The 15,779-nt window shown below is 56.9% G+C and carries 6 protein-coding genes; 5 read left to right on the top strand and 1 reads right to left on the bottom strand.

The genetic code is table 11. From position 1 onward, the window contains the following. Positions 1-63 precede the first annotated feature (63 nt). Positions 64-6,495 (top strand): PAS domain S-box protein, encoded by a 6,432-nt coding sequence (locus OSC10802_RS42800; protein WP_017720849.1) that lies wholly within the window; start codon positions 64-66, stop codon positions 6,493-6,495. 289 nt (positions 6,496-6,784) lie between these two features. Next, complete coding sequence (locus OSC10802_RS0131995) at positions 6,785-7,909, top strand: hybrid sensor histidine kinase/response regulator (protein ID WP_017720848.1); 1,125 nt, start codon at positions 6,785-6,787, stop codon at positions 7,907-7,909. Between the two features lie 439 nt (positions 7,910-8,348). On the opposite strand, the gene OSC10802_RS51755 is transcribed toward OSC10802_RS0131995, so the two are convergent. Further along, a complete protein-coding gene (locus OSC10802_RS51755) occupies positions 8,349-8,636 on the bottom strand; it encodes a hypothetical protein (protein WP_155968968.1) in 288 nt (95 codons plus the stop codon). Here OSC10802_RS51755 and OSC10802_RS45045 point away from each other — a divergent pair. The 3 genes from OSC10802_RS45045 (at position 8,635) to OSC10802_RS0131970 (ending at position 15,698) form a co-directional block, all read left to right on the top strand. Continuing rightward, a complete protein-coding gene (locus OSC10802_RS45045; protein WP_017720845.1) occupies positions 8,635-13,506 on the top strand; it encodes a PAS domain S-box protein in 4,872 nt (1,623 codons plus the stop codon). The genes OSC10802_RS51755 and OSC10802_RS45045 overlap by 2 nt on opposite strands. 332 nt (positions 13,507-13,838) lie before the next feature. Next, positions 13,839-14,747: a carbohydrate ABC transporter permease gene (locus OSC10802_RS0131975; RefSeq protein WP_017720844.1), complete on the top strand. Its 909-nt coding sequence runs from the start codon at positions 13,839-13,841 to the stop codon at positions 14,745-14,747. A gap of 186 nt (positions 14,748-14,933) precedes the next feature. Further along, positions 14,934-15,698, top strand: coding sequence for a glucose 1-dehydrogenase (locus OSC10802_RS0131970; protein WP_026098997.1), 765 nt, complete (start codon positions 14,934-14,936; stop codon positions 15,696-15,698). Positions 15,699-15,779: the final 81 nt, after the last annotated feature.

Here is a 15,779-nt window from a genome sequence, read left to right as displayed (position 1 = left end):
CCACTGACCGGCCAAACGGGCCCCCAGGCCGCGCCGGCCTGAACTCTCCACCCCAGCACAGCCATGCAGCCTCACGACTTCCCTCTCAGCCCGCCATCCCTAGAGCTTGCCACTGACCGGCACCCGCTCACCGTCGCCCCTGAGACCCCGGTCACAGAGGTATTGGCCCTGCTGAGCCAAAGGCGCGGCTACATCTGCCCCCTGAGAGACAGGACTCTCCCGCCCCCGGATGGCAAAGCCGGCCCGCCTTCGTCGGCTAGCTGTGTCTTGGTTGTGGGGGGGCGGCAACCCGTCGGAATATTCACCCAGCGGGATATTGTCAAACTAGCAGCGAAGGGTGGCAACCTGGAGGGCATTGCGGTGGCTGATGTGATGGCATCGCCGGTGATTGCCCTCAGACAAGCTCCTGACCAGAATATTTTCGCCGCCCTCTCCCTGTTGCGCCAGCACCGCATCCGCCACTTGCCGGTGGTGGGCGACGGTGGCGCGCTGGTGGGGCTGGTGACCTCGGAAACGATTTGCGCCAGCCTCGAGCCGGTGAATCTCCTGAAGCTGCGGCAGGTGGCAGAGGTCATGGCAACCGTTGTCGTCACCGCACCGCCCACCGCTTCCCTGCAGCAGGTCGCCGGGCTGATTGCTGAGCGACAAGTCAGCTGCGTGGCGATCGTACAGAGAAGCTCAGGTGAGAGCCCGGACTTGACCCTGCCCTTAGGGATTGTCACCGAAGGGGACATCGTGCAGTTTCAGGCGCTGCAGCTGCCTTTGGCCGAGATTCAGGCGCAGCAGGTGATGAGTGCGCCGGTGTTTTGCATCAGCCCCTTTGATTCCCTGTGGAAGGCGCAGCAGGAGATGCAGCGCCGCGATGTGGGGAGGCTGGCAGTCACCGGCTCGCGGGGGGAACTGCTGGGCGTCATCACCCGCACCCGCTTGCTGGCCCTAGGCGAGCCGGTGCAAATGTACAGCATCGCCCACACCTTGCAGCAGCAGGTTTCCCAGCTGAAAGCAGAAAAATTTCAATTGCTGCGCAACCGCAATGCTGAGTTGGAGCTACAGGTGCGAGCCCGCACCGCCGAGCTGCAGCAGCAGGCGGAGCGAGAGCGCCTGTTGGCCCAAGTCGCCTCTCGGATTCGCCAATCGCTCAACTTGCAGGAGATTCTCAACGCCACCGTCACCGAAGTGCGGCAGCTATTGCAGTGCGATCGGGTGGTAGTTTACCAGCTCGATGGCAGCAGCGACGGCACCATCGTTGCCGAATCGGTCGCCCCGGGCTGGCCGGTGGCGCTGGACAGCCACATCCAAGAAACCTGTTTCCGTCTGGGGACAGTCGCAGAAGAATACCGCAAAGGACGCAAGCGAGCGATTGCCGATGTCCGCACAGCCGGCTTAACCGACTGCCACTTGCAGATGTTAGAGCGCTTTCAGGTGCGAGCGAAGCTGGTTGCGCCCATTTTGATAGAAGAAGCCCGGCAGCAGCCAGATCCCTCCCCCACCCAACAGGCGGCACCCAACAGGGAAAATTCTCTGTGGGGGTTGCTGATTGCCCACCAGTGCGGCGATCCCCGCCAGTGGCAAGCGCCAGAGCTGGAGTTGCTAGACCGGCTGAGCGTGCAGATCGCCATCGCCATCCAGCAAGCGCAGCTTTTTGAGCGCATTCGCTCGGAACAAGAAGCGCTGCAAAACCTGGTCGCCGGAACAGCCGGCGTCACCGGAGAGGACTTCTTCCCCGCCCTGGCCCGCCATCTGGCCCTCGCCCTAGGGGTCCGCCACGCCACAGTCGCAGAAAAAGCCGGCGCGCAATTGCAGGGCAAGGCGTTCTGGTCGAATAACCAAATGCAGCCCGCCCTCACATATCAGATCGCCGGCACGCCCTGCGAACTTGCCCTCGCCCGGGGAATCTACGCCTGTCGGGAGCGGGTGCAGCAGCACTTCCCCAACGCCCCAGCCTTGGCCGTCATTAACGCCGAGAGCTACCTGGGGGTGGCGCTGACCGACAGTGCCGGCCTGCCTATTGGCCTGATTTGCATTCTCGACAGCCAGCCGCTCCCCGACCGGTCGCGAGCGGAGGCCATCCTCAGGGTGTTTGCGGCGCGGGCGGCGGCGGAACTGGAACGGCAGCGCTCGACGCGAGCCCTGCAGCAGCTCAATCAAGAGCTAGAAATCCGAGTTCAAGAGCGGACGGCTGAATTAGCCCGAGTCATAGACCAATTGCAGCAGGAAATTGCCGAGCGCGAACAGGCGCAAAAAGAAGCCCTAGCAGTTAAAGAGCGATTGCAATATTTGCTCTCCACCAGCCCCACCGCCATTTATAGCTGCAAGCCAGGAGAGGATTTCGCGGCCTCGTTCATCAGCTCCAACATTCGCGCCCTGCTGGGATACGACGCCCAAGACTTCCTGGAAGATAGCAGTTTCTGGAGCAACCGCGTCCACCCCGAAGACCTGCCGGGACTCTTTGCCGGACTGCCCTCCCTGTTCCAAAATGGGACTCACACAAATGAATCCCGCTTTTCGCACGCCGACGGCACCTATCGCTGGCTGCAGAATGACATGAAGCTAGTGCTCGACAGCGCCGGCACCCCTCTGGAGATTGTGGGCAGCTTAACAGACATCACCCACCGCGTACAGGCAGAAGAGCAGCTGCAAAAGGCCCTCAAAGAGCTGGAATTTCAAACAGTTGCTCTCGATCGGGCGGCGATTGTCGCCATCACCGACAGACAGGGCGTCATTACTTATGTCAACGACAAATTCTGCAAAATTTCCCAGTATTCCCGAGAGGAACTGCTCGGGAACACTCACCGATGCCTGAGATCTGGCTATCACTCAAAAGAGTTTTTCCGGGAGATGTGGGCGACGATTTCCAGCGGTCAAGTCTGGAAGGGAGAAATTAGAAATCGGGCAAAAGATGGCAGCTTTTATTGGATGGACAGCACAATCGTACCCTTTCTGGACAGCCAAGGAAACCCTTACCAGTATCTCGCGCTCCGCTTTGATATCACGCAGCGAAAGCAGGCGGAAGCTCAACTCCTGGAAGTCAGCCAATTGCAGCACGCTATCCTGGACGGGGCCAGCTATATGATTACTTCCACCCGCGCGGATACCACCATCCAAACCTTCAATGCTGCCGCCGCGCGGCTGTTAGGATACGCTCCAGAAGAAGTGATAGGCAAAGCCACTCTCGCACTCTTTCACGATCCAGAAGAATTGGAGCGGCGGGCAGCGATTTTCGCCGACTTGGGCCGGGGAATCCCCAATGAGAGCGAGTGGACGTATATCCGCAAAGATGGTTCGCGCTTCCCCGTGCTGCTGTCGCTGGGCGCTTTGCGAGACGAGAAGGGCAATATCACCGGCTTTTTTGGCATGGCCAGCGACATCACAGAGCGGGTCGAAGCAGCCAAAAGGGAAGCCCAGGCGCAGGAAGCGCTGCGGGAGAGCGAAGAGCGGCTGAGGTTGGCGCTGCAAGCTGCCGGCACGGTTTCCTGGGAGTGGAATATTTTAACCGGCCAGCTGATCTATTCCGAACAAGTGGAGCCCGCTTTTGGCTTTGCTGCCGGCACTTATCCAGGAACCCTGCCAGCTTTTCTCGAAATTGTTCATCCGGAAGATCGCGAGAAGTTCCTTCGGTCGGGGTTGCGCAGCATGCAGCAGAAAAGGGATTGCGAGCAGGAATTTCGCATCGCCGCACCAGACGGCACCGTGCGGTGGGTGGAGAATAAAGGCAAAGTCTACTTGGACGCCACCGGCAGGCCGGTGCGGATGCTGGGCGTAGCCATGAACATCACCAACCGCAAACGCTCCGAAGAGCAATTGTTGCAGAAAACCTCCGAGCTGGAAGCAATTTTTGCCGCCTCTCCGGATCTGTATTTCCGTCTGAGCGGCGAGGCCACGATTCTCGATTGCAAAGGCGGGAATATCCCGGACTTGTGCGCGGTGCCGGCAGCTCTCCCTGGCCAGCCGGTGCGGGCGGCTTTGCCCGCCGGTGCCGGGGAGATCCTGCACAGCGCCACCGAGCGGGTGCTGCTGGAGAAGAAGCCGGTCAGCACAGAGTTCTCCCTCACCTTTTCCGGGGGAGAGCAGCACTATGAAGCCAGACTGATGCCATTCCTCCAGGGTCAGGCGATTGCCATTGTTCGCAACATTACAGATCGCAAACAAGCTGAAGCCGTGCTGCGCTCCACCCAAGATCGCCTGCAATCCTTGCTCGCCTCCAGCCCAACTTCCATCTATAGCTGCAGCGCGGAGGGAGACTTCGGCGCTACCTTTATGAGCGACAATTCTGCCGGCATCACCGGCTACACACCGGAGGAATTTCTCAGCTATTCAGGATTCTGGGCTGACCGCATCCATCCAGAAGATAAAGCTCGCGTTTTTGCTGAATTGCCCCAGTTATTTGAGCGCGGGCATCACACCCACGAATACCGCTTCCTGCACAAAAACGGCACCTATCTCTGGATGCGGGACGAGCTGAGGTTGGTGTGCGATGCGGCAGGCAAGCCGGTGGAGATTGTTGGCTCCTGGACAGACATTACGGAGCGCAAGCAGGCAGACGAGGCACTCCAGCGGAGCAACCAACTGTTGCGGGTGATTAGCGCCGCTCAATCTCAATTCATCGCCAGCGCCGACCCCCGGATTTTATTTGATGGGCTGCTTGACAGTCTCCTCTCCCTGACCGGCAGCGAATATGGCTTTATCGGCGAGATCCTCTACGCCGCTGATGGCACGCCCTATGTAGAGTCAGCCCACATGAAGATGCGCGGCAGGCCCTACCTGAAGATCCATGCCATTACCAATATTGCCTGGAATGAGGAAATCCAAAAATTGTATGAGGGGAATGCCGGTGGGGGGATGGAATTCCACAACCTGAAAACTCTGTTTGGGGCTGTGATCGCCACCGGCGCACCCGTGATCGCCAACACCCCTGACACCGACCCCCGCCGGGGAGGGCTGCCAGAGGGCCACCCTCCCATCAGGACATTTTTGGGCTTGCCGCTCTATATGGATAAGCAATTGATCGGTATGGTGGGCGTCGCGAACCGGCCAAGCGGCTACGACTGGCACCTGGTTGAGTACCTCCAGCCATTTCTGTCAACCTGCGCCAATATCAGAGAAGCCCACCGCAACGACCAACGACGCCAGATCGCAGAGCAGGGGCTGAAGCAGCAGCTGGCCGCAATGGAAGCCGCCAGCGACGGCATTGCCATCCTCAATCAGGACAGTGAATTTATCTACCTGAACACGGCTCACCTGCACCTGTTTGGCTACCAGCATCTCGGCGGGCTGGTGGGCAAGACGTGGCGCGAGCTGTATTGCCCGGACGAAATCGAGCGCATTGAGCGGGACATCTTTCCCCTGATCCAACAAAATGGCCACTGGCGGGGAGAAGCGACGGCCAAGAGATGCGATGGCAGCACCTTTGCTGAGGAACTTTCCCTCACCTTTATTGAAGGCGTGGGGCTGGTGTGTGTCTGCCAGGACATCACGGAGCGCAAGCTGGCCGAGGCCCAGCTCAAAGCGGCCAAAGAGCAGCTGGAAGCAGTTTTGGATGCGGTGCCCGGATTTGTGTCTTGGGTGAGCTCCGACTTGCGATACCTCGGCGCGAACCGCCACCTGGCGGCCACCTTTAACCTCTCCCCAGAGGACTTTGCCGGCAAAAAACTCGGCTTCCTGGAAAACAGCCCGGATTTTGCTGACTCGATGCGCCAGTTTTTTGCCGGTGACTCCACCGCCACCAGCCAAGTCTTTGACGTGGAAATCGGGGGAGCCACCCGAAATTACCTGATTGTGGCCCAGAAGTACCAGAAAGGCACTGCCGCTGTTTCCGTCGGCATTGACATTACTGAGCGCCAGCAAGCCGAGGAGCAGCTGAAAGCCTCTTTGCAGGAAAAAGAACTCCTCCTCAAAGAAGTTCACCACCGGGTGAAAAACAACTTGCAGGTAATTTGCAGTATTTTTTCACTACAATCGCAGTACATTAAAGACACACAAATCCTCTCTGTGCTGGAAGACAGCCAGAATCGCATTCGCTCGATGGCCCTGATACATGAAAAACTTTACCAGTCCGACACGCTGGCAAAAATTGACTTTGGCGAGTATGTCAGAAGTCTTGCCAACAGCCTTTTGTCATCTTATAATGTGAGCACTCACCTAATTCGCACCAGGGTGCGCGTTGACAGTGTGTCCCTGACTCTGGATACGGCCATTCCCTGCGGCTTAATCATCAATGAACTGGTGTCAAACTCCCTCAAGCACGCTTTTCCCAACGGCATGGCCGGTGAAATCAGCATTGATTTATCTGTAGAGTCTGAGGGGGAAATGGGCCTGACAGTGCGAGATAATGGAGTGGGGCTGCCAGAAGGCTTTGATTTCAAGAAAAACAATTCTCTGGGCCTGCGGCTTGTCCGGGCCCTGACCCGCCAAATCCAGGGAAACTTAAACGCAACCAGTGCCGGGGGAGCCTGTTTTGAAATCACTTTCCCCATCTGGAATAAGGCAGTCTGTTAAAAGTTGGTGAGGTGCGTTCCGCCAGAGTGCGATTTTCGCACTCCCAGTCAGGTTATCTGGCGCGGAACCCACCCTACAGTCGGTGCGGTGCGTTCCGCAAGTTGGCAGGGTGCGTTCCGCCAAGCGCGATTTCTGCACTCGCCATCAGGTTATCTCACGCAGAACGCACCCTACAGTTGGTACGGTGCGTTCTGCCCGAGTGCGATTTTAGCACTCCCAGTCAGATTATCTGGCACGGAACCCACCCTACAGTCCTCTAAACTGTCAATTTTTACTCTACAGTTCTGTAATGTCAACTGTAAAAATTCTCGTTGTTGAAGACGAAGCTATTATTGCCGAAGACATCGCCAGCCGCCTGGAAAAAATGGGCTATTCCGTAGTGGATATCGTCGCTACAGGATCTGACGCCATTAGCGCAGCGACCGCCAATCAACCCAACTTGGTGCTGATGGATATCATGCTGCAAGGCAAGATGGACGGCATAGAAGCCGCCGATCGCATTCGCACCCTCCTTGGGATTCCGGTGGTTTACCTGACGGCAAATGCGGACGAAACGACACTGCAACGGGCTAAAATTACCGGCCCATTTGGCTACATCCTCAAACCTTTTAAAGAGAAAGAGCTGCGGGCGACGATTGAAATCGCCCTCTCGCGGCACCAGGTAGAGCTGGAGATGCAGGAAGCGCTCGCTAGCGCCGAAGCGATCCGCAAAGAAGCCCAGCAACTCAGCCAGCGGAAATCTCAATATGTCTCGATGGCGTCTCACGAGTTCCGCACTCCTCTCTCGGTGATAAAATTTTCTGCAGCGCTGCTGCGAGATTACGGTTCCAAGTGGAGTGAGGAAAAAAAAGAAAAGCATCTCCTGCGCATCCAAGCGGCTGCGGACAGCATGAACCAGTTGCTAGAAGAGGTGTTAACTCTGGGGCGGGCTGAGTCTGGGAGACTCGAATTTAACCCCGCGCCTCTGGATGCTGTCAGTTTTTGCCAGGAGTTGGTAGAAGCGCTGCAAATAACTGCCGGCGATCAGCACACCCTGACTTTTACCGCTGAGGGGAATTGCACTCCCGCCTGCCTGGATGATAAGCTGCTGTGGCATATTTTCAACAACCTTCTTTCCAATGCAATTAAGTATTCTCCCCAAGGCAGCACGGTATTTTTTACTCTCTCCTGTGAGGAAAGCCGGCTTTGTTTCCAAGTGAGAGACGAGGGAATTGGCATTTCAAAAGAAGACCAGCAACGCCTGTTTGAACCGTTTAATCGCGCCTCCAATGTGGGGGATATTCCGGGCACCGGCCTGGGTTTGGCTATTGTTAAAAAGGCGGTGGAATTGCATGGCGGCCAGATTGAAGTTGAGAGTGAAATCGGCAGGGGAACCGCGTTTACTGTCACCCTGCCTCTGGCAGCGAGCGCTTAATTTCTCTAGTGTTTAGGAAAACTGTCAGGTGGCGGGACCCATTTCCCAGAATTGTGTCTCCCCCTAACACCTCTCGAACGAAGCGAAGCATCTGCGATCCTGAAGACCACCGTATTATTACCGGCAAAATCGCCGGACTCGATCTCTGGGAATGGCTGTAGCGGTTCTAAATGATTTGTGTTACCTGTCAGTGGCCAGAAACCCGGTTTCTTTGAGAAACCGGGTTTCTAGTGTATATACCGGCACAGCATAAAATGGTCGCGCCGGTGGCGCGGCGCGCGCCGCTTGATGTGCCTCTTCCCCAGAAACTGGCACCCTCTCCCCCCCCACTGTTTCTTGGGGGAAATCAACCCAACGGGAGCTAACCAGCTTTCTAGCACCCCGCCCAATTGTGCCCATTCAACCCCACTTGATAGAGTGCCAGTCTTCATGAAAAATTTTACATGACTGTGGCGTTGCCAGGAGGGGAAATATGTATATAATCATAAATATTTCCATAGCAAAACGCTACAGATCCTGCTCTGTGAGAAACAAGGAGAGTTTTAGGCCCGAAATGGCCCACATATCGGTAAATTCCCGGATATGATATTCCAGTAAATATCCCATGACCGGCTCTTAATTTGTAAGTTTTGCTAAAAATAGCACCGGCACGATCGTACAGCCACCGGCAGTCTACAACCGCCGCGCTGATCGGGCCGGCAATTACGCCTCGATCCAGCAGCGCCATGCAACCTTACGATTGTCTCACCAGCCCGCCATCCCTGGATCTCGCCACTGACCGGCACCCGCTCACCGTCACCCCAGACACGCCAGTAACAGAAGTCGTGGCGCTGCTCAGCCACAGGCGGGGCCAAAGCTGCCCCCTGTCCGGCACTCATCCCTCGCCAAATGGCCAAACCGGCCAGCCCTGCGCCAGCTGCGTGCTGGTGATGCGGGGCTCCCACCTCACCGGTATTTTCACGGAGCGGGATCTGGTCAAGCTGGCGGCGCAGGGTGGCAACCTGAGGGGAATTGCGGTAGGGGAGGTGATGGCATCGCCCGTGATTTCCCTGAAACAAAGGCCTGACGGGGATATTTTCGCCGCCCTGTCCCTGTTGCGCCAGCACCGCATCCGCCACCTGCCGGTGGTGGGCGAGGGGGGCAGGCTTGTAGGGCTGGTCACCTCAGAAACCATTCGCACCTGCCTCCAGCCGGTGAATCTCCTGAGGGTGCGGCAGGTGGCGGAGGTGATGGCCACCCAGGTCGTCACCGCACCGCCCACTGCTTCCCTGCAGTGGGTCGCCTCCCTGATGGCCCAACATCAGGTCAGCTGCGTGGCAATCGTAGAGGGGTGGGGCGAAAAGAGCCTGAGCCTGCCCTCGGGCATGATCACCGAAGGCGATATCGTGCAGTTTCAGGGGCTGCAGATCCCTTTGGCGGAGATTCAGGCGCAACAGGTGATGAGCGCGCCGGTGTTTTGCGTCAGCCCGGAGGACTCCCTGTGGGTGGCGCAACAGCAGATGCAGCGCCGGTATGTGGGCCGGTTGGCCGTCACCGGCAGCCAGGGAGAGCTGCTGGGCATCGTCACCCGCACCAGCTTGCTGCGCTCCCTCGAGCCGGTGGAAATCTACGGCATCGCCCACGCCTTGCAGCAACAAGTCTCCCAGCTGCAAGCGGAAAAAGTGGAGCTGCTCGCCAATCGCAATGCGGATCTGGAGCAGCGCGTCAGAGAGCGCACCAGCGAGCTGCAGCAGCAGGCTGAGCGAGAGCGGATTTTGGCAGCGGTTGCGTCTCGCATTCGCCAGTCCCTCAACCTGCAAGACACGCTCAACACCACCGTCACCGAAGTACGGCTGCTGTTACAGTGCGACCGAGTGCTCGTGTACCAGCTAAATGAGAGAACCGAGGGCACGATCGTTGCGGAATCGGTCGCCCCGGGCTGGATAGTGGCCCTGGGCAGCCAGATCCAAGAAACCTGTTTGAGTATAGGGGAAATAGCAGAAGAGTACCGCAAGGGACGCAAGCGAGCGATTTCCGATATCTACACCGCAGGAATCTCTGAGTGCCACTTGCAGCTACTAGAGCACTTTCAGGTGCGAGCCAATCTGATTGCGCCCATTTTAATACAAGAAGCCCGGCAGGAGCAATCTCTCTCCCCCGAAAAGCCCCTCGCGCCGGGAGCGGACAGTGTTCTGTGGGGATTGCTGATTGCCCACCAGTGCGACCGGCCCCGGCAGTGGCAAGCCTCAGAGCTGGATTTGCTCGACCGGCTGAGCGTGCAGATCGCCATCGCCATCCAGCAGGGGCAGCTGTTTGAGCGAACCCGAGCGGAACTCGCCAGCCGGCTGAGGGCAGAAGCGGCATTGCGGAAATCCGAAGAGCAGTACCGGCTGCTGTTTGAGAGCAACCCCCATCCTATGTGGGTCTATGAGATCGAAACGCTGGCGTTTCTAGCCGTGAATCAAGCCGCCATCTCTCATTACGGCTATTCGCGAGAAGAGTTTCTGGCGATGAGCGTTGCTGAGATCCGCCCTGCCGAAGAGGTTGCTAAATTTCGGGAGGCGGTCTCAAAACCGCCAAACAACCTGTACAAGCCCGGTGTCTGGAAGCACAAAAAGAAAGATGGGACGATTATTGAGGTTGAGATTACTCGCCATCCCATCACCTGGTCAGGAAGGCCAGCCAGACTGATTTTGGCCAACGATATTACCGAGCGCCAGCGGGCAGAAGAGGCGCTGCGCCAGAGCGAGCGCCGGTATGCCACCCTGGCAGAAGCAGCGCCGGTGGGGATTTTCCGCACCAACGCCCGGGGCAAGTGCGTCTACGTCAACGAGCGCTGGTACGAAATTGCCGGCATCACTGCACAGGAGTCCTTGGGAACCGGCTGGTTGAGGAGTTTGCACCCCGAGGACAAAAAGCGCGTCTGGAGCGAATGGTATCAAGCGGTGCGCGAACTAAGGCCCTTTCGTTCCGAGTACCGGTTCGTAGGTCCGGATGGGTCCGTGGTCTGGGTATTTGGCCAAGCCATCCCCGAAAAAGGCAGCAGCTCAGAAATAACCGGCTACATCGGCACCGTCACCGACATTACTCAGCGCAAGCTGGGAGAAGAAGCGCTGCACAATCTGGTGGCGGGAACCGCAGCCGTCACGGGAGAAGACTTCTTCCCGGCGCTGGCGCGCCATCTCGCCCTAGCCCTGGGCGTGCGTCACGCCCATGTGACAGAAAAGGCCGGCGAGCGATTGCAAACCCTTGCCTTCTGGTCGAATGGCCAGTTGCAGTCCGGTTACACCTTTGCGATCAGCGGCACTCCCTGCGAAGTTACCCTGGCGCAGGGAATCTACAGCTGTCCGGAGGGGGTGCGGCAGCAGTTCCCCGACGCGCGAGTTTTGGCCCTTCTTGCGGCGGAGAGCTACTTGGGAGTGGCCCTCACCGACAGTGCCGGCCTGCCCATTGGAGTTCTTTGCATTCTGGACAGCCACAAACTCCCCGATCTGCAGCGAGCTTCTGCAATTGTCAGGGTTTTTGGGGCGCGGGCGGCGGCGGAGCTGGAGCGGAAGCGAGCCTCCCGGGCGCTGCAACAGCTGGCGGATCACCTGGAACTCCGAGTCACAGAGCGGACAGCTGAATTAGCGGATGCCATCAGGCGGCTGCAGCAGGAGATTGCCGAGCGCGAACAGGCGCAAAGGGAGAGCCTTGCAGTCAAGGAGCGATTGCAATATTTGCTCTCCACCGGCTCCACCGTGATTTACAGCTGCAACCCTGAGGGGGATTTCGGGGCCACTTTCATCAGCGACAGCTGTGCGGCGCTGCTGGGATACGAAGCCAGAGAATTTTTAGAAGAATCCAGTTTTTGGCTCAATCACGTCCATCCCGAAGACGCGGCCAGGTTGCAGGCCGAAATGCCATCCCTGTTTGAGCGCGGGCACCACACTTACGAATACCGGTTCGCACACGGGGACGGAGCCTATCGCTGGATACGGGATGAATTCCAGCAGGTCCGGGATGCGGCTGGCAATATCCTGGAGATAGTCGGTTCGATGACAGACATCACCGACCGCGTGCTGGCCGAGCAGGCCGTGCGGCAGCAATTGGAGCGGGAGCGGCTGGTGGTGGGGATTGCCCAGCGCATCCGGGAGTCTCTCGATTTGGACGAGATTCTCAACACCACTGTCGCCGAAGTGCGGCAGGTGCTGGCAGCAGACCGGGTTTTGGTCTACCGGGTTTGGCCCAATGGCACCGGCAGCGCCATCGCCGAAGCCGTCGCTCCGGGCCCGGCTCCAGTTTTAAACATTATTTTCCCGGAAGAAGTTTTTCCGGCGGAAAGCCAGGAGCAATATGTTTCCGGACGGGTTTGCGCCTTCGCCGACCGGAACAGCGCCGAACTGTTGCCCTGTATGGTGGAGCTGATGGAACAGCTGCAAGTAAAGGCTAAGCTGGTTGTGCCCATCCTCCAGCAGGGCGTTCTTTGGGGATTGCTGATTGCCCACCAGTGCTCTCATGCCAGGGAGTGGCAGCCCTGGGAAATTGAGCTGCTCCAGCAGCTGGCCACCCAACTGGCAATCGCTATCGGGCAATCGGAACTCTACAACCAGTTACAAGCAGAGCTCGGCGAGCGCAAGCTGGCAGAGGCGCAGCTCAAAACGGCCAAGGAGCAACTGCAAGCGGTTCTGGATGCCGTGCCTGGGTTTGTGTCTTGGGTGAGCTCCGACTTGCGATACCTTGGGGTTAACCAGCACATGGCGGCTACCCTGAACCTCACCCCAGAAGACTTTGCCGGCCAGCAGGTGGGCTTCCTGGAAACCCGCCCCAATTTGGCTGAGTGGATGCGCCAGTTTTTTGCCGGTCAGGCGAGCGCCACCAGCCAGGTCTTTGACGTGCAAATCCAGGACAGCACCCAAAATTACCTGATTGTGGCGCAGAAGTACCGCCCGGGCACCGCCGCTGTTTTTGTCGGAATTGACATTACTGAGCGCACACAAGCCGAGGAGCAGCTGAAAGGCTCGTTGCGGGAAAAAGAGCTCCTGCTCAAGGAAGTTCACCACCGGGTGAAAAACAACTTGCAGGTGATCTCCAGCATTTTCTCGCTGCAGTCCCAGTATATTGAAGCCCCGCAGATTCTCTCCATCTTGGAAGACAGCCAGAACCGCATTGCCTCCATGGCCCTGATCCATGAAAAACTTTACCAGTCGGACACTCTGGCACAAATTGACTTTGCGGATTACATCCAGCATCTTGCCAGCAACCTGTTTTTGTCGTATAATGTAAATCCGGAAAAAATTCGCACTCAAGTTCGGGTTGAGCATCTGTGCCTGTCGCTGGATACTGCTATTCCCTGCGGCTTGCTGCTCAACGAACTGGTGACCAACTCGCTGAAACACGCCTTTCCTGGGAGCAGATCGGGAGAAATCGCCATTGAACTCTCTGCCGTTTCGGGCGACCAACTGCGTTTGGTTGTGCGGGATAGTGGCATCGGATTCCCTGAAAGCTTTGACTTGCAGAAAACGAACACTCTGGGTCTGCGCCTGATCCGCGTCCTGACTCGCCAGTTGCGCGGTAAAATAGAAATCTACAGCAGGGATGGGGCGGTTTGCGAGCTGACTTTTCCCCTGCCAAAGTAGCGGCGCTGCACAATTGCGGAATGAACCCGGCACCCCAACCTATGCCCCTTATCCCCATGAGAGGCGGTTTTCCATGATTAGGGTGTAGGGTGCGTTCCCTAAGAGGGAACGCACCCTACGAGTTACTTCCCCTGTCTATTGCTATATAGCAGCAGTCATATTGATTAGGACGTAGGACAGGCGTCTCGCCTGTCCCAGAGACCTTGAGGGCAGGCGAGACGCCTGCCCTACGTCTATACTTCGTATCCCAATGTCCTAAACTGACTGTCTACTGCTATACTGTACAACGCCAAAGTAGTGCCTTGAATTGTTCACTGTGAAGCCGACCGGCAATGAATCCAAACTCGAAACTCCCAATTCCACGATTGCAGCAACTCACTCCGTACTTGTTTTTGCTCCCCGCCGGCGCTGTTTTGGCGCTGACGGTTTTTTGGCCGGCACTGCAAGCGTTTTTCCTCAGCTTTACGCGCTACGAGTACGATCTCACCCAAGCGCCGCAGTGGGTGGGTTTGGAGAACTTCCGCAAACTGTTTGCCGATCCGGTGTTTTGGCAAACGCTGCGCAATACTTTGCTCTATCTTGCCGGTGTGGTGCCGGTTTTGGTCGTCGCACCCCTGGGGCTGGCTATTTTAGTTAATCAGAAATTGCGCGGAATTAGCTGGTTTCGGGCAGCTTACTACACGCCGGTGGTGATTTCAATGGTGGTTGCCGGTATTGCCTGGAAGTGGCTTTATGCAGAAACCGGCTTTTTCAACCAGGTTTTGATGATGTTCGGCACTGTTCCCAAAGGCGAGGGAATTCCCTGGCTCACCAGCCCGCAGATGGCCATTTTTAGCGTCATGGCGGTGACGGTGTGGAAGGGGCTGGGCTACTATATGGTAATATACTTGGCAGGCTTGCAAGCCATTCCCGCTGATTTGTATGAAGCAGCTGCTATTGATGGCTCCGATGGCATCCGCAAACACTGGGACATAACAGTACCGCTGATGAAACCGTATCTATTTCTAGTAGCAGTGATTTCCTCGATTTCCGCCACTAAGGTGTTTGAAGAAGTGTACATTATGACCCAAGGGGGGCCGAGAAATAGTTCTAAAACTATTGTATACTATCTGTATGAGAAAGCCTTTCGCGAATTGGAGATGAGCTACGCTTGCACCATCGGACTGGTGCTGTTTTTGCTGATTTTTGGGCTGTCGGTTTTGAACCTGAAGCTGTCGGATATGCGGGGGCGCATCAGCTAGCAGCTTTTGGGCATCATCGCATCCCCTCGTTCCCAGGCAGAGCCTGGGAACGCCACTTTGGAGGCTCTGCCTCCTTTCTAAGGAAAAGCCGATTAAAAGCGTAACAGCTTAGCTGTAGCGTTCCTACGGAACGCTACTAATTTTTCAATCCAAAATTCAATACAAAATACAAAATACAAAATAAGTATGGGACGTGTTGAAGGAAAAGTTGCCCTAGTAACGGGTGGGGCTTCGGGAATTGGCAAGGCGACAGCTAGAATGCTAGCGCGTGAGGGAGCTCGCGCTGTTATTACAGATATCAGTGAGAGTGCCGGCACAGCTGCGGCGTCGGAAATTGCCGGTGCGATTTTTCTCAAGCACGATGTCAGCAGCGAACAGCAGTGGCAAGAGGTTATTGCGCAAACCATTGCAGAATTTGGCAAGCTGGATATTCTCGTAAACTGCGCCGGCATCACTGGTAGCAATGCCCCACAAAATCCAGAAACTGTCACACTAGACGCATGGCGTCAGGTGATGAGCGTCAACATGGAAGGTGTCGTACTCGGATGCAAATACGCCATTCCCGCGATGAGAGACAGCGGCGGTGCGATTGTGAACATTTCCTCTCTTGCCGGTGAGATTGGCACCGCTATGGCGGTTGCCTATGGCGCGAGCAAAGCGAGTCTCACCCAGTTTTCCAAATCGGTTGCGCTATATTGCGCCCAGAAAGGCTATAAAATTCGCTGCAATTCCATCTTGCCTGGGGCGATTCTGACGCCTTTATGGGATGCCTTGCTGGGAAGTGGCACAGAACGAGAGCAGCGCCTGAATGAATTTCGTGAGACAATTCCTTTGAAAGTGTGGGGTGAGCCTGATGATGTCGCATTTGCGGTTGTTTATCTCGCCTCAGATGAATCGAAATTTGTCACCGGCACTGAAATTGTCATCGATGGCGGACAGTCTGCCGGTTAACGGCTAAGAAACCTGGTTTCTGAATAAATCTTTCGCTCAGGAGGCAAAGTTTGTCGCAGAAACCCGGTTTCTGGCGGAGGG

It is taken from the genome of Kamptonema formosum PCC 10802 (genome assembly GCF_000332335.1).
Taxonomy (GTDB): domain Bacteria; phylum Cyanobacteriota; class Cyanobacteriia; order Cyanobacteriales; family Oscillatoriaceae; genus Oscillatoria.
This window is presented reverse-complemented; position numbering and strand designations above follow the sequence as displayed.

Coding starts and splice junctions, on each gene's coding strand:
- OSC10802_RS42800 (WP_017720849.1), top strand. CDS start 64: ATGCAGCCTCACGACTTCCCTCTCAGCCCGCCATCCCTAGAGCTTGCC.
- OSC10802_RS0131995 (WP_017720848.1), top strand. CDS start 6,785: ATGTCAACTGTAAAAATTCTCGTTGTTGAAGACGAAGCTATTATTGCC.
- OSC10802_RS45045 (WP_017720845.1), top strand. CDS start 8,635: ATGCAACCTTACGATTGTCTCACCAGCCCGCCATCCCTGGATCTCGCC.
- OSC10802_RS51755 (WP_155968968.1), bottom strand. CDS start 8,636: ATGGCGCTGCTGGATCGAGGCGTAATTGCCGGCCCGATCAGCGCGGCG.
- OSC10802_RS0131975 (WP_017720844.1), top strand. CDS start 13,839: ATGAATCCAAACTCGAAACTCCCAATTCCACGATTGCAGCAACTCACT.
- OSC10802_RS0131970 (WP_026098997.1), top strand. CDS start 14,934: ATGGGACGTGTTGAAGGAAAAGTTGCCCTAGTAACGGGTGGGGCTTCG.